Annotated in this window: 24 protein-coding genes; 16 read left to right on the top strand and 8 right to left on the bottom strand. The window is 58.6% G+C overall.

Going from position 1 to position 24,472, the window contains the following annotated elements; translation table 11 throughout:
- Positions 1-8 precede the first annotated feature (8 nt).
- From K3G39_RS19265 to K3G39_RS19240, 6 genes are all read right to left on the bottom strand, one after another.
- Positions 9-3,104, bottom strand: coding sequence for a lantibiotic dehydratase (locus K3G39_RS19265; protein ID WP_220627810.1), 3,096 nt, complete (start codon positions 3,102-3,104; stop codon positions 9-11).
- A gap of 264 nt (positions 3,105-3,368) precedes the next feature.
- A complete protein-coding gene (locus K3G39_RS19260; protein WP_255594530.1) occupies positions 3,369-4,271 on the bottom strand; it encodes an alpha/beta hydrolase in 903 nt (300 codons plus the stop codon).
- A 57-nt stretch (positions 4,272-4,328) separates the two neighbouring features.
- Positions 4,329-4,805, bottom strand: a complete 477-nt coding sequence (locus K3G39_RS19255) for a hypothetical protein (protein WP_220627809.1) — start codon at positions 4,803-4,805, stop codon at positions 4,329-4,331.
- A gap of 93 nt (positions 4,806-4,898) precedes the next feature.
- On the bottom strand, positions 4,899-5,255 hold the full coding sequence (locus K3G39_RS19250) for a type II toxin-antitoxin system HigA family antitoxin (protein WP_220627808.1): 357 nt from the start codon (positions 5,253-5,255) through the stop codon (positions 4,899-4,901).
- Between the two features lie 10 nt (positions 5,256-5,265).
- Entirely contained in the window at positions 5,266-5,559 is a 294-nt protein-coding gene (locus tag K3G39_RS19245) for a type II toxin-antitoxin system HigB family toxin (RefSeq protein WP_220627807.1), read from the bottom strand.
- A 111-nt stretch (positions 5,560-5,670) separates the two neighbouring features.
- Positions 5,671-6,024 carry a hypothetical protein gene (locus K3G39_RS19240; protein ID WP_220627806.1) on the bottom strand — a complete coding sequence of 118 codons (354 nt, stop codon included), beginning with the start codon at positions 6,022-6,024 and terminating at the stop codon, positions 5,671-5,673.
- A 1,545-nt stretch (positions 6,025-7,569) separates the two neighbouring features.
- On the opposite strand from K3G39_RS19240, the gene K3G39_RS19235 reads away from it, so the two are divergent.
- A complete protein-coding gene (locus tag K3G39_RS19235; protein WP_220627805.1) occupies positions 7,570-7,980 on the top strand; it encodes a hypothetical protein in 411 nt (136 codons plus the stop codon).
- Here K3G39_RS19235 and K3G39_RS19230 read toward each other — a convergent pair.
- A complete protein-coding gene (locus K3G39_RS19230; protein ID WP_255594529.1) occupies positions 7,920-9,161 on the bottom strand; it encodes a hypothetical protein in 1,242 nt (413 codons plus the stop codon). The two genes, K3G39_RS19235 and K3G39_RS19230, sit on opposite strands and share 61 nt — an antisense overlap.
- A 333-nt stretch (positions 9,162-9,494) precedes the next feature.
- Here K3G39_RS19230 and mobC (K3G39_RS19220) point away from each other — a divergent pair, with 333 nt between their 5' ends.
- The 3 genes from mobC (K3G39_RS19220) (at position 9,495) to K3G39_RS19210 (ending at position 13,530) form a co-directional block, all read left to right on the top strand.
- A complete protein-coding gene (gene mobC / locus K3G39_RS19220; RefSeq protein ID WP_220627803.1) occupies positions 9,495-9,893 on the top strand; it encodes a plasmid mobilization relaxosome protein MobC in 399 nt (132 codons plus the stop codon).
- Positions 9,894-10,547: 654 nt separating this feature from the next.
- A complete protein-coding gene (gene mobC / locus K3G39_RS19215) occupies positions 10,548-12,485 on the top strand; it encodes a conjugal transfer protein MobC (RefSeq protein ID WP_220627802.1) in 1,938 nt (645 codons plus the stop codon).
- A gap of 196 nt (positions 12,486-12,681) precedes the next feature.
- A complete protein-coding gene (locus K3G39_RS19210) occupies positions 12,682-13,530 on the top strand; it encodes an RteC domain-containing protein (protein ID WP_220627801.1) in 849 nt (282 codons plus the stop codon).
- A gap of 169 nt (positions 13,531-13,699) precedes the next feature.
- Here the strand turns inward: K3G39_RS19210 and K3G39_RS19205 are convergent, their stop codons facing one another.
- A complete protein-coding gene (locus tag K3G39_RS19205; protein ID WP_220627800.1) occupies positions 13,700-13,906 on the bottom strand; it encodes a hypothetical protein in 207 nt (68 codons plus the stop codon).
- Positions 13,907-13,978: 72 nt separating this feature from the next.
- Here K3G39_RS19205 and K3G39_RS19200 point away from each other — a divergent pair, with 72 nt between their 5' ends.
- The 12 genes from K3G39_RS19200 (at position 13,979) to K3G39_RS19145 (ending at position 24,309) form a co-directional block, all read left to right on the top strand.
- Entirely contained in the window at positions 13,979-14,251 is a 273-nt protein-coding gene (locus tag K3G39_RS19200) for a hypothetical protein (protein ID WP_220627799.1), read from the top strand.
- A 79-nt stretch (positions 14,252-14,330) separates the two neighbouring features.
- Entirely contained in the window at positions 14,331-14,609 is a 279-nt protein-coding gene (locus K3G39_RS19195; RefSeq protein WP_255594533.1) for a DUF4134 domain-containing protein, read from the top strand.
- Positions 14,610-14,619: 10 nt separating this feature from the next.
- On the top strand, positions 14,620-14,967 hold the full coding sequence (locus tag K3G39_RS19190) for a DUF4133 domain-containing protein (RefSeq protein ID WP_220627797.1): 348 nt from the start codon (positions 14,620-14,622) through the stop codon (positions 14,965-14,967).
- Positions 14,951-17,449 (top strand): TraG family conjugative transposon ATPase, encoded by a 2,499-nt coding sequence (locus tag K3G39_RS19185; protein WP_220627796.1) that lies wholly within the window; start codon positions 14,951-14,953, stop codon positions 17,447-17,449. The genes K3G39_RS19190 and K3G39_RS19185 overlap by 17 nt, the downstream gene beginning before the upstream one ends.
- Complete coding sequence (locus tag K3G39_RS19180) at positions 17,433-18,122, top strand: conjugal transfer protein TraI (RefSeq protein ID WP_220627795.1); 690 nt, start codon at positions 17,433-17,435, stop codon at positions 18,120-18,122. The genes K3G39_RS19185 and K3G39_RS19180 overlap by 17 nt, the downstream gene beginning before the upstream one ends.
- A gap of 1 nt (position 18,123) precedes the next feature.
- Positions 18,124-18,765, top strand: a complete 642-nt coding sequence (locus tag K3G39_RS19175) for a hypothetical protein (protein ID WP_220627794.1) — start codon at positions 18,124-18,126, stop codon at positions 18,763-18,765.
- The gene (locus K3G39_RS19170) at positions 18,765-19,403 is read left to right on the top strand and encodes a TerB family tellurite resistance protein (protein WP_220627793.1); all 639 of its coding nucleotides are present in this window, start codon (positions 18,765-18,767) and stop codon (positions 19,401-19,403) included. The genes K3G39_RS19175 and K3G39_RS19170 overlap by 1 nt, the downstream gene beginning before the upstream one ends.
- Positions 19,404-19,416: 13 nt before the next feature.
- Positions 19,417-20,640, top strand: a complete 1,224-nt coding sequence (traJ, locus tag K3G39_RS19165) for a conjugative transposon protein TraJ (RefSeq protein WP_220627792.1) — start codon at positions 19,417-19,419, stop codon at positions 20,638-20,640.
- An 11-nt stretch (positions 20,641-20,651) separates the two neighbouring features.
- Positions 20,652-21,269: a conjugative transposon protein TraK gene (traK, locus tag K3G39_RS19160; protein WP_220627791.1), complete on the top strand. Its 618-nt coding sequence runs from the start codon at positions 20,652-20,654 to the stop codon at positions 21,267-21,269.
- A gap of 63 nt (positions 21,270-21,332) precedes the next feature.
- Positions 21,333-22,622 carry a conjugative transposon protein TraM gene (gene traM, locus K3G39_RS19155; protein ID WP_220627790.1) on the top strand — a complete coding sequence of 430 codons (1,290 nt, stop codon included), beginning with the start codon at positions 21,333-21,335 and terminating at the stop codon, positions 22,620-22,622.
- Between the two features lie 42 nt (positions 22,623-22,664).
- On the top strand, positions 22,665-23,486 hold the full coding sequence (traN, locus tag K3G39_RS19150; protein WP_220627789.1) for a conjugative transposon protein TraN: 822 nt from the start codon (positions 22,665-22,667) through the stop codon (positions 23,484-23,486).
- A 46-nt stretch (positions 23,487-23,532) separates the two neighbouring features.
- Positions 23,533-24,309, top strand: a complete 777-nt coding sequence (locus K3G39_RS19145; protein WP_220627788.1) for a hypothetical protein — start codon at positions 23,533-23,535, stop codon at positions 24,307-24,309.
- The last annotated feature ends 163 nt before the right edge of the window (positions 24,310-24,472 follow it).

Genomic DNA, 24,472 nt, shown 5'->3' with positions numbered 1-24,472 from the left:
GCCGCTGGTCAGGGCCCGGGTTTTACCTGACTGATTTGCTTTTGATGACGGGCGCGGGTGGACTGGTAGGTGCGCTGCAGGCCGTAGTAGAGCACCAGTTCCTGCTTCCGGGCATTGTCCACCAACAGCCGGTTCAGATGCATGTGCACCAGATCCGCCAGCAACTGTTGGAGCCGCGGCTCAGGCAGTCCCTTTGTCCGCTGCCTTAACGATGCCAGTGCCTCCTCGAAATTAGCCAGCAGCCGGTCACTCCCTCTGAAGGAAAGGCTGGCATGGCGCTGCGCCGCATCCGTCCCGAAAACGGCTTCCTGGCATAAGGTACGGTAGCGCCTGCCGAGTTGCTGCCTCAGCGCTTTACTGCTCCCATGCTCCCGGTAAAAAGTCTGGAAAAGCGCGTCCAGCAACGATTCATTTTGGGCCAGTGACAGCCCGAAGGCTGTTAGCAGCAAGTCCAGCGTCACCACCGTGAACCGGTAGTAAGCCGGCTCAGTCTCCTGCCAGCCGGTGGCTCGCAGAAATCCCGATACCAGGGCGCTGTCAGCGCAGAAAAAGGCCTCGACTGCTTCCAGCATGCCTGGTGTGGGCGCATAGCGCTCCAGTTCCCGCTCGTAAACGGCCAGCACCAGGTCCTGTACGGCCGATGCCCGCACCAGGCTTCCCAGGAATTTGTTCAGGCGCTCAAAGGCAGCGGCCCATGCAATGCCCGGCTGCACCCGGAGACGCAGGTGATACCCAGGATCCTGGTACCGCACAAAATACCACTGCCGCACCAGCCCTTGCTTTTCCAGGCGGGCAAGCAGGGGATGCAACCTGATCAGCAGCTCATTGGCCCGCACCGGGTGGCAGTAAAGCTTCCAGTAGAGCCACTCCCCTCCCGGCGTCATGCTGCGTTTCCGCTCCAGGGCCGGGGCAAAGCACGCCACTTCCCTGGCGGGCCTTTGGTACACCACGTGCCGGTGGAAAACGGCCGCCAGCAACTGGTGTACATACACCTGCCCCTTTTCGTCGCGCACCAACGCCGCATCCTCCCCGGCAAAGGGAAACTCGCGCAGGGTGAACATTTTTTCCTGCCCAACGGTATCCAGTAATAAACGGACCTCCCCGGCTTGCTTCAGGTCAAAGACCAGCTGGTGATCGTGCACAGTCAGGGCCACATGGCGCGGCCAGTTCCGCGCGGCCGCCAGCGCTTGCAGCCGTGCTACCTGCCGGCCGGGATCGGTGTCCAGTACTTCGGCCAGTTCCTCCCGTCGCAGGTGCCAGGAGGCCAGGGAGAGAATCGCCTTTCCACAGCTGACACGCGGATAATAGCGCAGGTCCGGGAAAAAGGCGCTCAGATCAAAGTTGAAATTGGCCCGTATCCCCTGGTACTGCAAATCACATAAAAACCGGAAAACGGCCAGGTCATTGCGCGTGTAGTTATAGGCCGAGCCCATCCGCGGAATCACCCGCTTTGCCAGCTTGCGGGACCAGAGGATAATCTCTTCGTTTTCCACCCACACCAGCAGGTCCTCCAGTGGCAACTGCCCTTCCGGCGCCACACCCGAGGCCACCAGCACCGGGATCTCGTAGGCCCGAACCGCGCAGCGGCGGTCAATGTTAGCCGTGTGGGCCTCACTCAGATGGACGATCTCAGCAAAGACAACCTCCGGGTTGGTATCCTGCTCCACCGCTGCGATCCCTTCCGCCATCTCGCGGATAGCCTGGCTCAAGGGTGTGAAGCGCCCCAGCAGCGCTGTGGCGCTGGCCCCGCCCGCCTGCTCCAGGTAAACCTGCCCTCCCAGTACCCGGAAGAGTATTGACAGGCTGGGTGCCACTTCCCCCTCGGGTGCCGGCAACTGCCGGACCTGTTCCATGTCGAGCTCTAAGGTGTGGACATTCCCCTGGGCCTGCCAGGTTTCCAGCAGCAGGGTGTGCGCCGGCGTCCAGTTAAGGGTTTGCTCCTGCTGCCTTTGCCCGGTGTCAAACGCGAGGCCCTCCAGCAGAAGGGGCACCTGAAAGCTGCCGGCCAGCTCCGCGTACCCTACGCCCACCTCCGGGTCAAGCGCCTCGAGCAAGGGAATGGCCCTTCGGTCGAACTTGTGACTGAAGGCCTGCCGGAACTGCCGCAACCCGGCCGGTTGCTGGGAAGGGACCAGCCGCCCGATCGCCGCCAATCCCTGGCGTAAAGGCTCCTGCCAGCAGCTGGACACTCCGCCTGTCGCTACCCGCCGTTCCAGGTTCAGGTAAAACGGGGAACCGGCAGTCGCCCCTGACGGTACCAGGTTCTCCGATAACATGAGCGCCCCTAACTCTTCTGCCCGGGCAGTCTCTGAAATCTGCAGCAGTCGTTGGAGAAGCGAGGCGGTGTAAGCACCAGCCGGCGTCTCTGCCAGCTGGTGCTTTCCGTACTGCCAGATACGGGTCAGGAGATCATCTCCGGTGAGAGCCGGTTGCCAAACCGATACAAGCAGTTGCTGTGCGATGAGCTGCTCCAGAAAGGTCTCCCCTTCCGTTGCTGTGGCGCCTGTGTTCTGCATCAGCCGGGCCAGGATAGCTTCCCCGGAGCGGGGCTCCCGGCAAAAGTCCAGCAGCTCCCGCAACATCGCCTGCGTCTCCACCGCATCCACAAAAAAGGTCCTGTCCCCCTTCTCCGGATCCTCTTCGAAGCGGAGAAATCGGCAGGCCCCCGCGACATGATAGCGGGCACCGTTTACCTGGTAGGTTTCAATGGAATGCTCCCAACTCTGCAGGAGCTCCCCGGCCAGTGATTGGGCATGCCGGAAACTCAGTTGGGCATGTGCCTGCAGCCGCTCACTATCCAGCAGTAGATTTGTGTTTGGTTCATCCGCCCAGTCCGCCACTGCGAATGAGGAGAAAAGCCCGAAGGGTGTGGGACGATAACACATCCGGTTCAGGTATTTCCGGACGGCCAGCAGGGCCTTGGGCGATAGGGACTCCGGTTGGAAGGCCTGTTTCTCCAGCTCCCGGTACAGGGCCGGACTGGCCAATTGAATGGCGGCTTTGAAAAAAACGCTGTCAAGACGATCTGAAAGGCTGTTTTCCTGATAGGCCTGGTGCGGGTAGACCGGCGTGCGGAGCAGTAATTGCGGGTAGAAATGATCCATAGGCTGCCATGTGATTCTCTGTCCTGAAAGATACTAATTTCATTCGCTTAGCCAGGTATTTCCGAGAGGGAGAGCGCACGCAGGTGCTTGATAAACACACCTGCTTTTTATGGAAAGCAACCAATCCGAAGTGCCACTAGGCTATAGGGTGTTTGTGAGTTATCCATCACTATCCAATAGTCACAAACAGGAATGAACAACTCAAAAAGATTTTTAACCCCCTTCTTATATCTTCTGCGGATTACTTCTTCGGGGATATTGTGACTACCTTCCGCTACTCTGTTTTTCACGCACCTTTGGGTATAGTAATCTAAACGAATTAGAAACAGCCTGATGCATAATGGTGGCATGGTTTTCCTGAGGCAAATAGTCAAAGTGCACGTGTAGGCTTTTGCTCTTCATCCCTTTCAGTTTCTCTGCCAGTACGTTTGCATCTACTTCCATTACCCTGGGAAGAGCAGTGGGTGTAAGCCCTTCCTTCCCTACGCCAATATAAACATCTGTCTGTTGGGTAAAGCCCCCTTCCTGAGCCTTGGGCTTCTGATCAAGCAAAGAACCATTGTCCCACCACAGACTCGGGCTGATGATAACGTACTTGTTGAATGAGGTCGGCTTCTTCAATAATATCTCTGTTATTAAAAGCCCGCCTAATGATTGCCCGATAATCGTTTGAGAACCATTCGTTTTATACTTCTTCTCAATAAAAGGCTGCAGCTCAGTTTCTAAAAACGAGATAAATTTATCGGAGTGGCCTGAAGTTGGATATTTTTTTTGATCTTCTTTTATACTTGTTGGGAATGTGAAGTCTCTTCTCCTGTCAACAGTAGCGATGCCAACAACAATGGATCTGGGAACCTGGTTGACCCATTCGAAACTGTTGAATTGCACGAGGCCTACTACGTGAATAAAATCCTCGTCTGCCGATCCATCAAGGAGATAAATAACAGGATATCGCACCGTGTCCTTTTGGTTGTATCCTTCGGGAAGGTAAATGTTTAAAATTCTCTTTTCACCAAGTACCTTGGAGTGAACTTCATCAATCAGCCCAAGTATATAAGGCTTGCTGCCATTTTTCTTTTCCTGCCTGCTTGCCTGCCCAAAAGCTGACATCGTAGAAGAAATTAGAATTAGAAGTAAAATGATTCTATACATCTGTGTTAGGTTCATAACAGTCAAGGCTAACGTGTTCGTGCTATAATGTGGAAAGGCGTAGCCGAACCTAAATTATGAACTCTGTCGGGCGAAGGCATTTTTTAATTTTTTGGCTACTGCATTGTAAATCCAAAGCCCAACAGTAAAAGGTGTAAAAAGGATAGAAATCACAGCTAATGTCAGAGGAATCTCAAGTCCAAAATATGTATCGAATCCCTTATTCGTGATTAGATGCACCAACATAAACACTGACCAAATAACAAAATTTACAAGGGTAGAATATTTCATGATTGACCGGAACCTATTCTTGTTCGCATTGATGTCTCTTGCCAACAGCTTCCCTGCATACCAGAGCACCAAGGCAAAGGAAATCAGCAATCCTAAGGTTGAGATTCCATTTGTAAAGAACCACCCAAACAGGAAAAGGCTTTCCCCTGTGATGATGACAGCTACCATTGCAAAAAGCACCATCGCAGCGATTCCTATAGGTAAGCCTAAGGATAAGGAGGCTTTTGCTCCTGTGCTTTCAATGATTTCTTGCTCTGTCATCTATAATTTTGCTTACGCCCAACGGTTGGTATATGCATAGCCCGCTGCGTAGCAAGGGATTTGTAAATACAGTGTTAGAAAGGTGTTTTTCTTTTAGTATTCCTGAATGAGCACGTTTGTCGGAATATTCAAGGTCTTATGCAGATTCCTTATCATTTCGAGTGTGAGTTTCCTTTTTCTGTTCAACACTTCACTTACCCTACTCTTGAACCCCAGCACTTCGGCTAAGTCTTTCTGCTTTATTCCAAGCTGCTCCATTCTGAACTTTACTGCTTCTATCGGGTCTGGTGCCTCAATCGGGAAATGCTCCTTTTCGTAAGAGTCAATCAGGAAAGAGAGTACCTCCAGTTCATCGCCCTCCTGGGTGTTCAGTTCTGCGTCAAATATCTCCTCCAGCCTTTGCAGGGCCAATTGGTAATCTTCGTCTGTTTTTATCAGCTTAATATTCATTTCTTTTTCTTTAAATTTTAGTAGCGTCAACCTTGTCGTATTCAGCATGTGTACCGATGAACCGTATCCAGACAACGCCATAGTTGTAGTTGATTCGGACGATTAACCTATAGTTGTTCCCCTTTATGTTGAAGACCATTCTGTTATCCTCCAGTATACTAGCTGATGGGTAGTCTTTCTTAATGTCGTTCGGGGACTTCCAGTCAGCCTGCTCTGCCTCGTTATACCAAGCTTTTAGCTGCTGCTCACTATCGGCATGCTTTTTCCAAAAATCCCGCAGTGTCCGTTTTGCTATTACTCTCACTTCTTTAATGTAGAACTCAAATATAAAGAAAAAAGTTACCGTTATGGTAACTTAAAGATGAAATTTTATTCTAAATCTCTTCTAACGTTTGGGCTATGGTGCTTTTATGTACTATAGCTTTTGTTGTGCTACCGTGGTTTTTCTTTTCAGTACTTTCTTATAAACATTTACCCTATGCACTTTCATAGTTCCTTCGAAAGAATCATCTAAGTCCTGCAACTCTTCCCATTCAATGCCATCAACTGAGGTAGAGCAAAGAAATTCTTCTACAATTGATGCTTCATTAGCGACTAACTCTATTTCTGAATTGAAAGGGAGCTTTTGATGATTTGAGTTAATAAAATTGAAGTGAAGATTTCCTGACTGTTCGTCAAACCACAAGTAAAACAGAAGGTCAGCATTAACGGTAGAAAGCCCTAACTGTTCAACCCTGTTTTCGCATACCCTATTCAGAAAGATGACCAAGTCTTCTGCTTTAACAGATTTTGCAGTAACCGAATCGATTCCAATTGACCAATGGTTAGTCTGGATTTCCCGTTGCAGCTCATCAGTCCTGCTTGTCAGGTAGATACTGTCATGGACAATATTTTCTAAGCTATCTTAGTATTCTTGTTTATTCATACTTTACATGAAGCACAACTAGTAGCTTAACGGAAGTCTATTACGTTAAGCTACACTATATGCAAAGTTGCTACAGCGCGCTTTCGCGCTCATTTGCTTACTGGATTTGATACATGATGCTGAAGTGCGCATGAGCTTATATCGTTAAGCTAATATAGGTGATTGCTAAATATTATCCAATGGGCTGATGATTTTATCCAGGGCATGGGTGGTGATGTGGGTGTAAATCCCAAAAGTCTTACTGCTTTTGAGCCCCATCAGCAACTGGATGTAGCACAGATGCATGGCACAGCGATTGGGGGGTATTGTTGACCTTACTGTCGATCTTTAAAATACATTGCACATTCTATCCACCAATTAATGCCCTTCTAATAAGCATATCTTTAGCCTCTATTCTGTATAATTAGATTTGGGTCGAATGTTAAATCTTCTGCATAAACTGGATGCTACTATGAAAAAAGGTGAATCCAGTTTATTGCGCACCGCTTTCCTGAAACACATTATTGCGTTTGTAAACGTAACTATACGTATATAATAAGGATGTTTAGATTCCTAGATGAAAGCGTAAAACAGTACCCCAGTGTCCAGACCAAAACAACCACTCCTGCCACGACTACGGCGAGCAGCTGCCAGCAGAGAAAATTAGATCAATGCGCACTGCCTACCTGATTATGAAATACCAGGAGCGATATTGGCTATGATAAATCTGTGATCCAAAGCTGCTGTTAGTAGGCTTTAACCCTTCTCTTCATCATCCAGATAATACTCGTGGAGCAAGAATCCGTGAAAACCTTTAACGGTACATCATACGGCCCTACATAAAGCAGCAACGCAAAGCTTGCGCATCAACATTTCCTGGACTAGTGCGCGTTGCTCGGAAAGCATTAAATCAATTGCTTGACTACTACAACCGGCTGGATCACCATGCACGACATCGCCCACCATCTGAAAAATTGAGCGAATATGCCGCTAGCGTAACATAGTGTACTATTGTCCCTGCTTCATCTTGGCGTCAACTGATTCGTAATGCCTCCAGAGACAGTAATACAGCACCAGTTCCTGCTGCCCCGGCTGATCCACCAGCAGGCGATTCAAATGCAAGTACATCGGGTCTGAGATTGAAGCGCCTCAACCATTTGGGTGTGCTGAAGCTGGCCTGTTGCGCCACATGAGCCAACGTTATTTCAAATCGAATTTGGCGTCTTTTCAGCTTTCCACTGGTAAGCAACGCCGTACTGTCTGTATTTGTAAGAACTCCCCTAAATTGGCTGATCTCCCTGTATATGGATGCCACCATGTCCTCCTAGCCTGTTTTTCTCGTCTTAAAAAGGCCTGCAGCAGCCGCTGTTTACCCGCTTAGTTTCGTTTGTCGGGCGCCTGCGCCGGAAAGTGGACCAGGTTGAACATCTCCCGCATCCGGGACCGCACCCGCAGGCCGTACACCTGCTCGATCTCATCGCTGGTCAGGTTGGTAGTGAGATGGGTTATCAGCCCGGTGGAGACAAACAAATCATAGCGGCTGAGCAGGACCTCCCCCATCACCTGGCAGGAACTCCCATAGTGCCGCTGTACCTGCTCCGCGCCCAGGTCATCAAAGCAGTAAACGGCCGGCTTGCCGCCCCTGTGGCTGTAGCGCCCGATTACCTCAAAGCCGTCCCGCTGAAAGACAAAGCTTACCTGCCGGCAGGATTGGATCCGGTACCGCTGGGCCGGGGGCAACAGGAGCCGCAGCAGGGTCATCAGGCAGGTCTTGCCGCAGCCGACGGGCCCTGTGAGCAGGATGCCTTTCCGAAGACATAGCCCCGCCGCTTCTGCCGCCGTCCGGTCTGCATTGAAGTAGGCCAGCAGCCTGCCCAGCAGTGCCTGGTCCTCCTCGTACACCCGAAAGTGCTCCCCGTACAGCCGCTTCCCCTGTTTCTCGAGCCAGTGCAGCAGGCGCTTTTCGGGCTTGCCTTCCGCCGGGTCAGAGGGGCGCTGCATAGTCTTTTACCGCTTTTGGTGATGGCACCACCACACCTGCTTCCGGCTGGCTGAAGGCGTTGCAGGCCCATTTGCAGGCCGCCGCCTGCCAGTCCTGCATGGGCTGGCTGACCACCCGCCACCCGTTGGCGCTGTAGTGGTGAAAGAAGCGCAGGGCCTCCACCTCCCGGTAGGCACTCACCCAGAAAAAGTGCCGCACCGCCTCCAGGTCGGGGGCGTGAGCGCCGGAGCCCCTTTCTTTTCTTTTTCGGCGCCACCTTTTTCTTTTCTTTCACTGCTTTCGGGCTTCTGCCCATCCGCTTTGCCGCTTTCACCTGCGCGCGCGCTCTCCCCTTAGCTTGTCTAAGCGGTTTAAAGGGTTTATCCTGTTTAGGGAAGGGTCCAACTCCTGTCCACTTCCGGTACAGCCCGCGTTCAGTTCCGGTACAAAAAACAGCCAGCTGCCCGCCGCCCTGTCCTTCCGAAAAGTCCAGCAGGTAGACCAGGCTTCCCCGGTAGTGGTTGTAGGAGGGCATGTAGTGCAGGAACCCCCAGGCATGCAGCTCCCGCAGGCATTTGTGGTAGGTCACGCGGGAATGGATGCGCGAGGTGGCCATCACCTCCTCCCGGGCAATGGAGATGGGGTTGCGGAAGCGGTGCAGGTTCCACTGCTGAAACAGGGCCAGGTAGAGGCTGATGTGCGTGGGGTTGAGGCGGTAGTCCCGGGAGACACGCCCGAGAAAGCCGTTCACGTGGGAGATATAGTTCATGAGGGTTTCCCCTTTCCCTGCAGCAATCGGTTGATGTCCTCTGTCCGGTAGTAAAGCGTGCCGCCCACCTTCACGAAGGGCAGTGTTCCCTTGATGCGCAGGCGAGATCTGCAGCAGCCGGCGCACCTCGGCGGATTTGAGCACGGGCAGGAGCGCCTGGCGCTGCGGTTTGCCCAGCAGCTGTTGCAGGTCTTCGAGCAGTTGCCTGCGAAAGAGCTGCAGGTCTTCCTTGGTGATAAGTTCTACGGACATAGCGGTTATGGTTTTGGCTAGGCCGCTAAAGTGGGGGAACCGCGGCGTCCCCCTTCACAAGCAAGCCCCAAGAGGGGAAAAAATTCGCGCTCTTTTTATCTCCCCACTCCGGCCCGGCTTGTGAAAGCTGCTGCCGCCGCCTGCCCATCTTCACGCAAAAAAACAAGAAGCGATGACACCCCGGAACCGTTCATGCAGCAAGGATTTGCCTGCCCAGGCAGCAAGGAAAACACGCTGCGGTCTGGTGCAGCGAGCAAGATGTACGTTTGCATGCAATCCCTTCCCCGCGCACCTCGGAACTGGGTGTCTGGCTTCGCTAAAACAGGCATAACTATGACACCCAGAAAAAAAACAGACACCGCAGCGCTGCTTTCCATAAACATCCTCTTCCGGGTCAGGCAGCAGGAGTATGAGCAGCTCCTCCACCTGGCGCAGCAGAGCGACTGCCGCTCCGTGGGGGAGGTGGTTCGCCGCATCCTGGAAAACAGGCGCATCCTGCTTTTTCACAGGGACACCTCCCTGGACGGGGTGGTGGAAGAGCTGGCGGGCATCCGCGAAGAGCTGCGGGCCATCGGCGTGAACATCAACCAGATCACGCGCTATTTCAACGCCTCCACCCAGGCCCACAAGCGCGTATTCCTGGCGCAACAGGCCCTGGAGCAGTACGGGCAGGTCGGCCATAAAGCCAACACGCTGCTCACGCTCCTCTCCCAACAGGCCCGGCGATGGTAGTGCGCACCGGCAGGAGCATCCGGGGCGCCCTGCGCTACAACGAGCACAAAGTGGCCGAGGAGCAAGCCACGCTTTTGCTGGCCCACCGCTTCCTGCAGGAGCCTCAGAGCCTGCGCTGGGAGGACAAGCTGCGGCGCTTTGAGCGGCTGACCGAGAAAAACCCGCGGGTGCGGACCAACTGCGTGCCTATCTCCCTGAACTTTGCCCGGGGGGGGAGCTGCCGGCCGAGACCCTGCAGCGCATTGCCACCGACTACATCGCCCGCATCGGCTTTGCCGGGCGCCTGCCTGGAGCGGGCGCAGGTGCAGGTCCTTTTCCGGGAAAGCGCCCAGGAGCAGGTGTATGGGGTGACCTTCCTGGATCACGGGCAACGGGCGGTTTTCAACGGCAGTGAGCTGGGAAAGTCCTATAGCGCCAAAGCGCTGCTGGCCCGCCTGGGACCGGTGAAGGTGCCGTCCGGCCGGCCGGTAAACTTCAGCAAGCGCCACTCCAGGCGCCTGCCGAGAGGCCAGCCCCTTCGTCACCCGGGGACTTCCAGGCCCCGGCCTTCCTGCACACGCTGCTCCAGGCGGACCCACCGGCGGAGGGGCTGGCATATGACCTGCGAACGCAAAAGAAGAAACGCAAACGTCGAAGACCAAAGTTGTAAACTGCATGAACACCGGGGAAAACTTACAGGGACTGCGCCAGGTCCTGGACTTTACACGCCTGCTGAGCCTGGCGGTGCTGCTCCTGCACAGCTACATCACCTGCTATGCCGCTTTCGAGCAGTGGGGACTCACCCATCCGCTGGTGGAGCGGGTGGTGTGGAATGCGGCTCCGGCAGCAATCTTCCAGGAGCCCTGGCGCGCCAGGGTCGCCGCCGGACTCCTGCTGGGAGTTTCCCTGCTGGGCGCCCGCGGCAAAAAGGATGAGCAGCTGGGCTACGGCCAGCTCCTGGCCTACCTGCTGCCGGGGGCACTGCTTTACAGTGCCAGTCACCTGCTGCTCTACAGCGCCGCCCCACCGGTCGCCGCCGCTTACCTGGGCGCCACGCTGCTGGGCTACCTGCTCCTGCTGGCCGGGGGCACGCGCTGCTCGCGCCTGCTGCGGCAGCGCCTTTCCACCGATATTTTCAACCGCCACAACCAATCCTTCCCGCAGGAGGAGCGGCTGCTGGAAAACCCGTATTCCGTGAACCTGCCGGCCCGGTATACCCTCAAGGGCAAAGTGCGCCGCAGCTGGATCAATATTATCAACCCCTTCCGGGCGCTGCTGGTGATCGGCACGCCCGGGGCCGGCAAGTCCTACTTTGTCATCCGCCATGTGATCACGCAGCACATCGCCAAGGGCTTTGCCCTGTTTCTCTACGATTTCAAGTATGATGACCTGACCCGCATCGCCTACCATGCGCTGCTCCGGCAAAAAGACGATAAGCGGAAATTTTACCTCATCAACTTCGATGACCTGGCGCGCACCCACCGCTGCAACCCGCTGGACCCGGCTTCCATGACCGACATCACCGACGCCACCGAGGCCTCGCGCACCATCATGCTGGGGCTGAACCGGGAGTGGATCAAAAAGCAGGGCGACTTTTTTGTGGAGTCCCCCATCAATTTTGTCACGGCCATCATCTGGTTTCTGCGGAAGTACCAGGGGGGTAAGTACTGCACGCTACCGCACGTGATCGAGCTCATGCAGACGGACTACGCCGAGCTCTTTGCCGTGCTGCGCACCGAACCTGAGATCGAGGTGCTCATCACCCCCTTTGTCTCGGCCTTCGAGCATGAGGCCATGGAGCAGCTGGAGGGGCAGGTGGCCAGCGCTAAGATCAGCATGGCGCGCCTGGCCTCCCCCCAGCTCTATTACGTGCTCTCGGGCAACGATTTCACGCTGGACCTCAACAACCCCGAGGCCCCCAAAGTCATCTGCCTGGCCGGCAACCCGCAGAAGCAGCAGGTTTACGGGGCCGTGCTCTCCCTGTATGTGTCGCGGGCCATCAAGCTGGCCAACCAGAAAGGACGCCTTCCCAGCAGCCTGGTCTTTGATGAGTTCCCCACCATTTACTCCAACGGCATCGACAGCCTGATCGCCACGGCCCGCTCGAACCGGGTAGCCACCACCCTGGTCGTCCAGGATTACAGCCAGCTCAAGAAAGACTATGGCCGCGAGCAGGCAGAGGTGGTGATGAACATTGTGGGCAACATCATCAGCGGGCAGGTCTCCGGGGAGACGGCGCGTCAGCTGTCCGAGCGCTTTGGCAAGATCGTGCAGGAGCGGCAGAGCCTCTCGATCAACAGCAGCGGCACCTCTGTTAGCCGCTCCACCCAGCTGGAAGCGGCCGTGCCGCCTGCCACCATTGCCTCCCTCTCCTCTGGGGAGTTTGTCGGCATCGTGGCCGATGAGCCTTCCTGCCCCATCCGGCTAAAGGCCTTTCACGCGTCCATCCGCAACGACCACCAGGCCATTGCCCGCGAGGAAGCAGGTTACCGTCCCATCCCCGAAATCCGGCAGGTGGATTCGGACGCGGTGCAGCGCCGGTACCGGCAGGTAAAGCAGGAGGTGCAGGTCATCGTTGCCTGCCTCCTTACCAAAGGTTCATCACATCCTTAACCTTTTGTGAAAAATGCATCTACTTATTAGTCAATAACTTACCATTACCTGCATGCTGTCAGTTGGTTTGATTCATCAAAATTTGCCAACCTCCCCGCGCTGATTTCTTATCCCCTCTTAACGGCTTTCCCGATGTCGGTCCCTGGGCAGGTGACCGGCGCCATCCGACCTTGGTACACCAACACAGCAAACCGATATGATACAGCAAGCCAACCAACTCTACGAGGGGCTGACACAGCAGCTCCGGGAAACGGAGGCACTTCCCTCCTCTTCGCCGGCCCAGCGCCGGGAGCATCTCCTGCAGCACATCCGCCAGGTTATCGAGGTACTCAAGCAACAGGTGATCGCCCACACCTTCCCGGATGAGGCCGAAGAAATCCTCTTCTTCAAGGAGATTAAGCCCAAGTTCACCAGCCTGCTCATCTACCATGCCCGGCTGGCCCTGATCGAACTCAAAAAGCCCCTGGGAAGCCTGCAGGACCTGCGGCGGCATTACGAGAACGAACTGCTGCTCATCCGCGTCTTCTACGACCACCACGTGCAGCTCTACCAGTACCTGCTCTCCGGGTCCACCTACCTGGACAGCCGCCTCTTTGTGCGGGGGAAAGCGGACCTGCCCTACCAGTACTCCACCTCCTCGATGGATACCGACACCCGTTTCAGCACACACTATGACTACATCGTCGCGCGCCTGGAGGCCAACCGCCGCCTGGGGGAATACCTGATCCAGACCATCAACCGGCTGGAGCAGGGGCAAATGGACTTCGCCGCACCGCAGCACGGGCCCGTCCTGAACTGGACCGGTTCCAAGGTCTACCTGATCGAGCTGGCCTATGGGTTGTATGAGTCCGGCCAGATCAACAATGGCACGGCTGACCTGTGCGGGATCACCGAGCAGCTGGAAACCTGCTTCGGGGTGAAGCTGGGCAACGTCTACCGCACCTTCCAGGAAGTGCGCCAGCGCAAGAAGGACAGCCGCACCAAATTCCTGGACCTGATGCGCGAGCGCCTGCTGCACCGCATGGATGCGCTGGACGGTGCCTGACGCAAAGGGCGTGGCTATATGGAAAAGCCCGGCGGACTTTCCCACATACCCACCCCCATGTAGTGGTAGGGTTGTAGGGTAAGGGGGTTTGAAATTTAATTTTCCAGAAAAATTTCCCAAGTCAGGAAAGCCTTGTGAAAAAGGGGCAACGGCCCTCCCCACATTTGTCTCACCAAGCCCGCCGCACGGGGCGCCGGGTTAAACCAAAACAGTTATGCTTACCGACATCTCCTGGTCTCAGTTCTTTCTTACAGCCGGCGCGGCCCTGGCGCTCTACTACCTGGCCGTCCTGCTGCGCTTCTACCGACACGACATCAAGCGACAGCTTACCCGCACCTTTCATCGGGCAGGCCTGCCGGCCGATCGGCCATCCCACCCGCAGGCGTCCATCCTGGGAGCCGCCTTCCCCGAGGCGGTTCCCTCCCTCTCATCGGCCAGCAACCTGCAGGTGGCGCTCTCCCCTGCCGGAGCCGCGCTCCTGGCGGAGGTGGGCTCCCTACTGGAGACTGCCGCCGAAACGCGCATGGGCAAAGCGGAGTTGCTCTCGCTCCTGCGCCTGTTGGACGAGTGCCATCTGCCTGCAGCGGAGGACAGGCTGGCCGTGCAGCGCTACCTGCTCGAGCACGGCCCTGACAAGCTCTCCTTTTCCCTCACCGCCGCCGACCTTTCTCCTACGGAGCACCGTCCGGCCCCCCACACTGAAACAGCAACACATTCTTAACATAAAAATGCAACCTATGAAAAATCTCTTCTCTTTCCGCGCATGCCCTCCCCAGGGGGCCGGCCCTGCACTGCTGACCATGGCACTACTCCTCTCCACGCTGGCAGCCCACGGCCAGACAGGCGACGGCCAGGCCGGCATCCAGCAGGCCACCAATATGATCAGCGGCTATTTTGACACGGGCACCAGCCTGATGTATGCCATCGGCGCCATCGTCGGCCTGGTGGGGGCCGTGAAAGTCTATCAGAAGTGGAACGCCGGGGAGCCTGACACAGGCAAGGTGGCCGCCGCCTGGTTTGGCAGCTGCATCTTCCTGGTGATCGTGGCCACCGTCCTCAAATCCTTCTTTGGTGTTTAAAACTGATCCGATGGCTACCAGTGTCTACCGCATCAACAAAGGCATCAACCGGCCCCTTGAGTTCAGGGGGCTGCGCGCCCAGTACATCGCCTACCTGGCCGTGGGGCTGGTCGGGCTGCTGCTGCTCTTCACGTTGCTCTACCTGCTGGGAACGCCCCTGCTGGTTTGCCTGCCGGTCATTCTGCTCCTGGGAGGCGCGCTGTTTGCAGGCGTCTACCACCTGAACAAAACGTTCGGAGAGCACGGGCTCGGCAAGCGGCTTGCCCGCCGCCGCATCCCGGACTTTTTGCGCCTGCGCTCGCGCGCCCTCTTCCTCCACCTCAGCAGAAAGGAGCCCCGCCATGGCCACCGCCACTGACCTGGAGCGCCTGCTGCCGATCTACGGGGTAGAGCGAGACAGCATCCTCTCCCGCCGGGGAGACACCACCCTGGCCTTTGAGCTCACCCTGCCGGAGATCTTCACCCTCTCGGACCAGGAGTATGAGGCTTTTCACCAGACCCTGGTCAAAGCGATTCGCCTGCTGCCGCGCCACTGCGTGCTGCACAAACAGGACTGGTTTGTGGAGAGCGCCTACCAAGCGGACTTCCAGCAGGAAGGACTGGGCTTTCTTTCCCGGGCGAGCGAGCGTTTCTTTCACGAGCGTCCTTTCTTCGAGCACCGCTGCTATATGCTGCTCACCAAACTGCCCGAGGACGTCAAACCCTCCTCCTCGCTGCTCTCCAGCCTGCTCCGCCGGTCACTCGCCCCGCAGCAGACCCTGCAGCCCCAGCTCTACCAGGAGTTTGTGGACCAGGCAGGGCAGTTTGTGCGGGTGCTCGAGGACAGCGGGTTCGTCTCGCTCCGCCGCCTGCCGGATGACGAGCTGGCCGGCACTTCGGAGCGGGCGGGCCTGCTCGAGCGCTATTGCGGGCTGCTTCCCGCCGGCAGTGCCCCCCTGCTGCAGGACATACACTTCCGAGAAGGCCTCCGCATCGGAGACAAGCATTGCCAGCTCTTCTCGCTGGCGGACGCGGCCGACCTGCCGGCCCTGTGCGGGTCCCGGGTCAACTACGACCGCTACTCCACCGAGCGCTCCCGGTGCAGCACGGGCTTTGCCTCCCCGCTGGGGCAGCTGCTGCCCTGCAACCACCTGTTCAACCAGTACATCTTCCTGGGGGACGCCCCCAGGACACTTGAGCGCCTGGAAAGCAAGCGGCTGCGGCTGCAGTCCCTGGCAGCCTATTCCCGCGGGAATGCGCTGGCCTGCGAGGCGGCCCAGGAGTTTTTGCAGGAGGCCGTCGGCCAGCAACGGCTGCCGGTGAAGGCGCACTTCAACATCCTGGCCTGGACAGAAGAGGCCGGCAGGCGGAAAGAACTGCGTAACATGGTCTCCTCGGCCATCGCCCAGCTGGACGCCACCCCCCGGCTGGAGACGGAAGGAGCCCCGCAGCTCTTCTGGGCCGGCCTGCCCGGCAATGCCGGTGACTTTCCCCTGAACGAGACCTTTGACACGTTCCTCGAGCAGGCCTGCTGCTTTCTGAACCTGGAGACGGCCTACCGCTCCTCCCGCAGCCCGGTCGGCCTGCGCCTGGGGGACCGCCTCACCGGCCGGCCCGTGCACGTGGACATCTCCGACGAGCCCGTGAAGCAGGGTGTCTGCACCAATCGCAACAAGTTCATCCTGGGCCCCTCGGGCAGCGGCAAGTCCTTTTTCACCAACCACCTGGTGCGCAGCTACCACGAGCAGGGATCCCACATCGTGCTGGTGGACGTGGGGCACTCCTACAAGGGCCTGTGTGAGCTGGTCGGCGGCTATTACTTCACCTACGATGCCCGGCACCCGCTCCGCTTCAACCCCTTTTACCTGGGAGAGGAGGCCGTGCCCGACACCGAGAAAAAGGAAAGCATCAAAACCCTGCTACTGGCACTGTGGAAGAAAGACAGCGAAACCTTCACACGTGCCGAGTACGTGGCCCTGTCCAACGCCCTGGAACTCTACTACCGGCAGCTGGCAGCGCAGCCGGCGCTGTTTCCCTGCTTCGACACCTTTTATGACTTTGTCCGGGACAGCTTCCGGGCACAACTGCTGGCAGACGGCGTGAAGGAGAAGGACTTTGACCTGGACAACTTCCTGTACGTGCTCCGTCCCTACTACCGCGGAGGCGAGTTTGACTTCCTGCTCAACGCGCGCCAGCACCTGGAGCTGCTGCAGGAGCGCTTCATCGTCTTTGAGCTCGACAACATCAAGGACCACCCCATCCTCTTCCCGGTGGTCACCATCATCATCATGGAAGTCTTTATCTCCAAGATGCGCAAGCTCCAGGGCGTGCGCAAGGTGATCCTGATCGAAGAGGCCTGGAAGGCCATTGCCCGCGAAGGCATGGCCGAGTACATCCGCTACCTATTCAAGACGGTGCGCAAGTTCTACGGCGAGGCCATCGTCGTCACCCAGGAGGTGGAGGACATCATCTCCTCTCCCATCGTCAAGCAGGCGATCATCAACAACTCCGACTGCAAGATCCTGCTCGACCAGCGCAAGTACCTGCAGCAGTTCGAGGGCATCCAGCAGCTGCTGGGCCTCACCGAGAAGGAAAAGGCGCTGGTGCTCTCCGTTAACAGAGCCAACGACCCACTGCGCACCTACAAGGAGGTCTTCATCAGTCTAGGGGGCATCCTCTCCAAGGTCTACCGCACCGAAGTATCCCTGGAAGAGTACCTGGCCTACACCACGGAGGAAAAGGAGAAGCTGCAGGTGCAGGCCTACGCCGCCCGCTGGGGCGGGGACATCGCCAAGGGCATTGCGGAGCTGGCCCAACACATCCGAACCCAAAAAGAATCCTCCCATGAAAGCATCCCATAGCGTCCTCCTGCTGACCCTATTGCTCAGCACCGCCGCCGGCCTGAAACCGGCCTACGCACAGGATCCTGTCGCCGAGGCCATCAAGGCCGGCGTCAAGAAGGTGATCGTGGCGCTCGACCTGCAGGTCCAACGCATCCAGAACGAGACCATCTGGCTGCAGAACGCCCAGAAGGTGCTCGAGAACAAGCTCTCCGAGCTCCGCCTCACCGAAATATCGGAGTGGAGCGAGCGGCAGCGCCGCCTGTACGCCGACTACTACGATGAGCTCTGGCAGGTCAAGCAGGCCATCGCCACCTACCGCCAGGTCCGGGAGATCATCACCCTGCAGGCGGCGCTGGTCTCCGAGTACAGGCGGGCCTACGGACTGTTCCGCCAGGACGGCCACCTCTCCCCGGCTGAGCTGGAGTACCTCTACCGCGTGTACGCCGGTATCCTGTCCGAGAGCATCCAGCACCTGGACCAGGCCCTGCTGGTGACCAGCTCCTTTGCCACGCAGATGAGCGATGGCGAGCGCCTTTCGCGCCTGGAGGCCGCCGCTGCGGGCATCCGGCAGCACTACAGCGACCTGCGGCGCTTCAATGCCGGCCAGCTCCAGCTGTGCCTGCAGCGCGCCCGGGAGCAGGGGGACCTGGAGGCGGTGCAGCGACTATACGGCATCATCACAAACAACTGACATGAAGCAGCTCCTCCTCCTCCCCCTGCTCCTGCTGGCAGGCCACACGCTCCGGGCACAGACCTTTGAGGAGTGGTTCCGCCAGAAAAAGACCCAGAAAGAATACCTGGTGCAGCAGATCGCCGCCTTACAGGCTTACGCCGGTACCCTGCAGCAAGGCTATGCACTTGTGCGCGAGGGACTCCAGACCGTGCACACGATCAAAACGGGCGACCTTGGCCTGCACCAGGCCTTCTTTTTATCTCTCCAGACAGTGAATCCCGCCCTGGCCCGGGTACCGGAGCTACAGGACCTGGCGGCCGGGCAGCTGCTGGTGGAAAAGGCCTTTACCCAGGCGCGCTCCCTGCCCCTGCTGCAGGCCGGCGAGCGTGCCTACCTCGAGCAGGTGCGCGCCACCGTGCTGACAGGGCTTGCAGCAGATCTGGAAGCCATCCTCCAAACGCTCACGGCCGGTGAGCAGGAACTCAGCGATGCGGCGCGGCTGGAAAGGATCCACCGCCTGCAGGCCGGCACCCGCGAAAAGGTTGCCTTCGCGCAGGCCTTCCTGGCGGAGGTGCGGCAACTGGCCCTGCTGCGCGCGCGGCAGGAAGCTGAGGCTGCGCGGCTGCGCCAGACACATGGTTTACCCTCAACGAAAAGATAATGAAATACCTGTACGCCACCCTGCTGCTCCTGTTCCTGGGAGCCGGACTGCCGCAGCGCGCCAAGGCGCAGGCGGACGAGATCCAGCAGCTGCTGCTCAACGTGGAAAAGCTCCGGCAGCTGAAAAGCATCCTCACCGATATGAAACAGGGCTATGACATCCTCCACCGGGGGTACGGCACTGTCCGCGACATCTCCGAAGGGAGCTTCAGCCTGCACGACGCCTTTCTGGCAGGCCTCCTGGAAGTGAGCCCGACCGTCCGCCACTACCGGCGCGTGGGTGAAACGATCGCCCTGCAGCAGCGCCTGGTCGCCGAATACCGCAGCGCCTACCGCCGCTTCCGGGAGGCCGGCACGTTCACGCCGGGGGAACTGGCCTACCTGTCCGCCGTCTACGACCAGCTCCTGGCCGAGAGCCTCCGGCACCTGGAGGAACTGGTGCTTGTCCTCACTTCAGGGGAACTGCGCATGGCCGAGGCCGAGCGGCTGGAAGCCATTGACCGCCTCTATGAAGCGACAACCGACAAGCTGGCCTTCCTCCGGCACTTTAACCGCCAGACCTCCCGGCTGGCCCTTCAACGGGCCCGGGAACGAAACGACGTGCAGACAGTGCAGCGCCTGCTGCTCCCAAGCCCCTAACCTTTCAAAGCATATGAAAAAATTCCTCTCCCTTTCCTTGATGCTGGTCCTGGGCCTGCTCCGACCCACCCTCTCCCGGGCGCAGGGACTCCCGGACCGGATGCAGTCCCTGCACCAGGTGCTGGCCCAGCTCCACGAAGAGATGCTGCCCCTCTGCGAGCAGCTCATCGGCGTCGGGCGCGGCCTGGCCGGCTTTGCCGCCCTGTGGTACATCGCCTCCCGCGTCTGGCGCCACCTGGCCCATGCCGAGCCGGTGGAGTTCTACCCCCTGCTCCGCCCCTTTGCCCTGGGACTGGCCATCCTGCTCTTTCCTTCCGTGCTGGCAGTGCTCAACGGGGTACTGCAACCCACCGTCCAGGCGACCGGCGCCATGGTGGCCGATTCGGACCAGGCCATTGCCCGTCTCCTGCAGCAAAAACAGGCCGCCATGCAGCAATCCGATGCCTGGCACATGTATGTGGGCCTGGACGGGGCAGGCGACCGGGCCGAGTGGTACCGCTATGCGCACCCCGAGGATCCGCTCGGGGAAGGGGAAGGCCTGCTTGAGAGTATCGGCAATGACATGAAGTTTGCCATGGCCCGGGCCTCCTTCAGCTTCCGCCACTCCATCAAGCAGTGGATGTCCGAGGTGCTCGAGGTCCTCTTCCAGGCGGCCGCCCTGTGCATCAACACCATCCGCACCTTTTACCTGGTGGTGCTCGCGGTGCTCGGCCCCCTGGTGTTCGGCCTCTCCGTCTTTGACGGGCTCCACCACACTCTCACCGTGTGGATTGCCCGCTACATCAATGTCTTTCTGTGGCTCCCGATAGCCAACCTTTTCGGCGCCATCATCGGCAAGATACAGGAGCACATGCTCCTGCTCGACATCAGCCAGGTGGAGGCGAGTGGCGACACCTTCTTCAGCGCTACGGACACGGCCTACCTCATTTTCCTGCTCATGGGCATCGTGGGCTATTTCACCGTGCCCAACGTGGCCAACTACATCGTCCATGCCGGCGGCGGCAATACCCTGCTCTACAAAGTCACCCACCTGCTGAGCAGCACCAGCCACACCACCGTCTCGGCCGGCGGCACAGCAACCGGCTATGCGGCCGGTACGCTCGCGGCCGGAACCAGGCACCTGGCCCAGGGCATCGCCGGCTTCTATGGTCCCGGCCAGCCCGGCACGGCCCCGTCCGGTAACCCCATGCCCGGCAGTTACCAGCAGGATCGGCTTTCCGGAAAATCCAACCCCTAACTACCAGCACCATGTTTAGAAAATTCCAGCACATCGACACCGCCTTTCGCCACATCCGCACTTTCAGCCTTGTGCTGGTGCTCGTCTGCGCCGCCGTCAGCGGCCTGTCCCTTTACTACAGTTACCGGCAGGTCCGGCACGCGCAGGAACGCGTCTACATCCTGGCGGGCGGAAAAGCCCTGGAGGCGTTCGCCGCCGGCGGAAGAGAGAACCGGCCGGTAGAGGCGCGGGAACACGTGCGCCAGTTCCACCAGCACTTTTTCACGCTGGCGCCTGATGACAAGGCCATTGAGGCGACGGTGGCGCGGGCCCTGTACCTGGCAGACCACTCGGCCAAGCAGGTGTATGACAACCTGCGGGAGAGCGGCTACTTTTATAACCTGATCACGGCCAACATCAGCCAGGAGATCACCATTGACAGCGTGCGGGTGGACACGGGGCAAACGCCCTACCGCTTCCGCTGCTATGCCCACCAAAAGCTGGTGCGCACCACCTCGGTGATGACGCGCAACCTCATCACCGAAGGCTTCCTGCGCCCGGTGTCCCGCTCCGACAACAACCCCCACGGCTTTCTGATTGAGCGCTGGACCACCCTGGAAAACAAGCACCTGCACACAAAACCGCGCTAACGCAGCGGAAACCCGGTACCGGAAGCCTCCTGTCACGATCATCCACCTTAAACATAGTAAACCATGCACACACCAACCGACACGACGCTCCGCCAACGGAAATTCTTCCTGGTGCTGCCCCTGCTCGTGCTTCCTTTCCTGACCCTGGCCTTCTGGGCACTCGGAGGCGGCCGGGGCACCCCTTTTGCCCTTCCTGCCGCAACCGGCAGCAGCGGGCTCAGCCTGACGCTGCCGGACCCGCAGTTCCGGAAGGTAAAGGCGATGGACAAGCTCAGCCTCTACGAGCAGGCCCGTCGCGGCCTTTCAAAACCGGCCACCGCCCCAGAGGGCGAGGCACCGGCAACTGCCCCGGAACCGCATGCCCTGGCGACACCCGATCCCCTGGGCCATACGGCCGCGCTACCGGATGGCCCAGCGGCCGAAAGTGGCCTGCTTCCCGCTGATCCAAAAGAAGCGGAAATAAACCAGCGGCTCGCGCAGCTCTCCGCGCTGGCAGCCGGAACAACACCAGACCCGTCACTTCGCCCCCTTCCTGCTGCTGCGCCTTCCGCCCAACCGGAAAGCCGTTTCAGCGAGGATGTGAGCCGGCTGGAGGCAATGATGCAGCGCATGGGCAGCCCCGCCGCCCCAAGCCCGGAAATGCAGCAGATGGAAGCCCTGCTCGAGCGCATCCTCGACATTCAGCACCCCGAGCGTGTGAGAGGACAAAGCCAGGAGCCTGCGCCACTGCCCCCCCCTTCCACCCTGCTGCAGGGAAGCGACCGGCAGGAGGCCGTCACCTTGCTGGAACCGCCTCCGCCCTATGCCCGCGTGCAGCCAGCCGAGGCAACTGGGCACGCGGGGACAGCAACCGGCTTTCACCCGCTGCAGCCCCTGCAGTCCCCGCTTGTGGCCGGCGGCAACATGGTCGAAGCCGTGATTCCCACCACGCAAACGCTGCAGCCGGGCGCTCTTGTCAGGCTGCGCCTGCTCGAGGATCTGCAACTGGAGGGCGGGCGCATCCCCCGGGGCAGCTTCGTGTACGGCACCTGCCGCCTGCGCGGGGAGCGTCTTGCCATTGAGATCAGTTCGGTTCTATCCGGCAAGGCAAGCCTGGCCGTTGCCCTGTCTGCCTACGACCTGGACGGGCAGGAAGGGCTTTACCTGCCGGGGCCCCATGTGCAGGAGGCGGCCCGGCAGGAAGCAGGCCGCGCGCTGCAGCAAAACCTGCAGTTCCCCACCCTTTCCCCATCGCTGGGCGGTCAGGCGACCAGCGCCGGCATTGCCGCGGCCAGGGATATGCTCCGCCGCCAGACCCGGCAGGCGAAAGTGACGGTGAAAGCCGGCCACCGCCTGCTGTTGCGCAACCGCTAACCAAGCAGCTAAACTTTTCCCCACTTCTAAACAGATCCTACCATGAAAAAAAACAGCTTCCTTTTCCTCCTGTGCCTGCTGCTGCAGGCGCCCCTTTCTGCCCAGACCGGCACGCAGCCCCTGCTGGAGCTCAGTGTTCGCCAGACCACCAGCCTGGTCTTTCCTTACCCCATCCTGAGCGTGGACCGGGGCAGCGGTGATATCCTGGCGCAGGTGCCCGAGCAGACAGCCAATGTGCTTCAGGTCAAAGGGGCGCGCGAGCACTTCCCCCGCACCAACCTGACCGTGATCACCACAAACGGCAGACTCTACAGTTTCCCGGTAGGCTATGCCGCCGCTCCGGCCGCGCTCCTGCTCTCCCTGGACACGCCTGCCGCTGGCGGGACGCCGGTGCTGCTGCCGGGAGGCCGGCTGAACGAAGCGCAACTGGACAACATCGCCCGCCAACTGGCCGGTGACGATCGGTTTTACCACGGTATCCAGGATAAGGCAGGTGGCATGCGCCTCACCCTGGCAGGGCTCTACACGAACGGGAACACGCTCTTTTACCGGCTCGTGCTCCACAATGCCTCCTCCCTTCCCTTCGAACCGGAGACCGTGCGCTTTGCCACGCGGGACAGGCGGCAGGCCCGGCGCACGGCCTCCCAGGAGGTCGAACTGCTGCCATACTATGCCCCGGACCCAAATGAAACCCTTACGGAAGCCGCCACAGCCAGGGTCTTCTTCTTTGCCCTGGAACGCTTCCCCCTTGGCCGCGGGAAAGAGCAGGTCATCGAGCTCTATGAGCGCAACGGCTCCCGGCATCTCACGCTCCGGCTGCGGGACAGGCACCTGGCCCGGGCCTGTTCCCTGCTCTTGGAGTAGCGGTCGTGTTTCCTTTCATTTTCCATAGTTTAACCCAATTACTCGTATGAACACAAAAAACCTCGATTACCTGAAAGACGAGCTCAAGTACACGGGCTTTGGCCAGCAACTCTACAGCGCCTTGGAGCAGCACCTCCGGCAGCAGGACCCGCAGTTCCAGCTCCAGCTGCAGCTCTCTTATCACAACAGCACGGTAGACCATACCCTGCTCTTTCGCCGCTCCGACCAGACGGACAGGTACTTTTTCAACAAGTATGAGGCGGTCCTGCGGTCGCCTGACCTGGACCAGGACCGAAGCCACACCTTCTACATCAATCGCAACGGCACCATCACCACCAAAGAGGCTTATAATCTCCTGCAGGGCCGCTCCGTTTACAAAGAACTGCTCAATGCCGAAGAACAGCCCTATAAAGCCTGGGTACAGCTGGACCTGAAGACGCGGGAACCGTCGGGCAACTATAAGTTGAAGCAGTACCACGACAACTACGGTTTTGACATGGAAAAGACCCTGCAGCGGTTTCACATCAGGGAACTGCAGGACCCGCAGCAAAAAGAGATGCTGCTCCACTCCCTCCGCAAGGGAAACCAGCACCTGGTCACGGCCCTGGAAAACGGGCAGGAGGTCAGGCGCTATGTGGAGGCCAGCCCCCAGTTCAAGACCATCAATGTCTACAATGAGCAGCGCCACGCGGTGATGCGGGAGTCGATTCAGCGACAGGAGCAGCAAGAATTACCAGGGAGGCGCCAGGTGAAGGAGAAAGCTACTGCTTTACGGGAGGACGCTGAAAAGCGACAGTCCCGTCGGAAGGGGCAGGCACTCTGACTGCCTGCTTTTCCTGAAAGAGCCCCCGTGCCCTGTGGAGGGCACTGAAAAAGTCCCTCATTTAGGAGCAACCCTTAGAAGCGATCAGGTAAAACCATGTTTTTACCTGATCGCTTCTCTTATTATCAGAAGTCGTGCTGGCCAACCGAACGATCACTTGTAT

It is taken from the genome of Pontibacter sp. HSC-14F20 (assembly GCF_019599265.1).
In the GTDB taxonomy this organism is placed as follows: Bacteria; Bacteroidota; Bacteroidia; order Cytophagales; family Hymenobacteraceae; genus Pontibacter.
Note: the sequence above shows the minus strand (reverse complement) of the source record. Positions and strands in the feature narration are given on the sequence as shown.

What these genes read in the sequence shown, in the direction of transcription:
- K3G39_RS19265 (WP_220627810.1), bottom strand. Translation starts at nt 3,104, where the DNA reads ATGGATCATTTCTACCCGCAATTACTGCTCCGCACGCCGGTCTACCCG.
- K3G39_RS19260 (WP_255594530.1), bottom strand. Translation starts at nt 4,271, where the DNA reads ATGAACCTAACACAGATGTATAGAATCATTTTACTTCTAATTCTAATT.
- K3G39_RS19255 (WP_220627809.1), bottom strand. Translation starts at nt 4,805, where the DNA reads ATGACAGAGCAAGAAATCATTGAAAGCACAGGAGCAAAAGCCTCCTTA.
- K3G39_RS19250 (WP_220627808.1), bottom strand. Translation starts at nt 5,255, where the DNA reads ATGAATATTAAGCTGATAAAAACAGACGAAGATTACCAATTGGCCCTG.
- K3G39_RS19230 (WP_255594529.1), bottom strand. Translation starts at nt 9,161, where the DNA reads ATGTCCGTAGAACTTATCACCAAGGAAGACCTGCAGCTCTTTCGCAGG.
- mobC (WP_220627803.1), top strand. Translation starts at nt 9,495, where the DNA reads ATGACACCCAGAAAAAAAACAGACACCGCAGCGCTGCTTTCCATAAAC.
- mobC (WP_220627802.1), top strand. Translation starts at nt 10,548, where the DNA reads ATGAACACCGGGGAAAACTTACAGGGACTGCGCCAGGTCCTGGACTTT.
- K3G39_RS19210 (WP_220627801.1), top strand. Translation starts at nt 12,682, where the DNA reads ATGATACAGCAAGCCAACCAACTCTACGAGGGGCTGACACAGCAGCTC.
- K3G39_RS19195 (WP_255594533.1), top strand. Translation starts at nt 14,331, where the DNA reads ATGGCACTACTCCTCTCCACGCTGGCAGCCCACGGCCAGACAGGCGAC.
- K3G39_RS19190 (WP_220627797.1), top strand. Translation starts at nt 14,620, where the DNA reads ATGGCTACCAGTGTCTACCGCATCAACAAAGGCATCAACCGGCCCCTT.
- K3G39_RS19185 (WP_220627796.1), top strand. Translation starts at nt 14,951, where the DNA reads ATGGCCACCGCCACTGACCTGGAGCGCCTGCTGCCGATCTACGGGGTA.
- K3G39_RS19180 (WP_220627795.1), top strand. Translation starts at nt 17,433, where the DNA reads ATGAAAGCATCCCATAGCGTCCTCCTGCTGACCCTATTGCTCAGCACC.
- K3G39_RS19175 (WP_220627794.1), top strand. Translation starts at nt 18,124, where the DNA reads ATGAAGCAGCTCCTCCTCCTCCCCCTGCTCCTGCTGGCAGGCCACACG.
- K3G39_RS19170 (WP_220627793.1), top strand. Translation starts at nt 18,765, where the DNA reads ATGAAATACCTGTACGCCACCCTGCTGCTCCTGTTCCTGGGAGCCGGA.
- traJ (WP_220627792.1), top strand. Translation starts at nt 19,417, where the DNA reads ATGAAAAAATTCCTCTCCCTTTCCTTGATGCTGGTCCTGGGCCTGCTC.
- traK (WP_220627791.1), top strand. Translation starts at nt 20,652, where the DNA reads ATGTTTAGAAAATTCCAGCACATCGACACCGCCTTTCGCCACATCCGC.
- traM (WP_220627790.1), top strand. Translation starts at nt 21,333, where the DNA reads ATGCACACACCAACCGACACGACGCTCCGCCAACGGAAATTCTTCCTG.
- traN (WP_220627789.1), top strand. Translation starts at nt 22,665, where the DNA reads ATGAAAAAAAACAGCTTCCTTTTCCTCCTGTGCCTGCTGCTGCAGGCG.
- K3G39_RS19145 (WP_220627788.1), top strand. Translation starts at nt 23,533, where the DNA reads ATGAACACAAAAAACCTCGATTACCTGAAAGACGAGCTCAAGTACACG.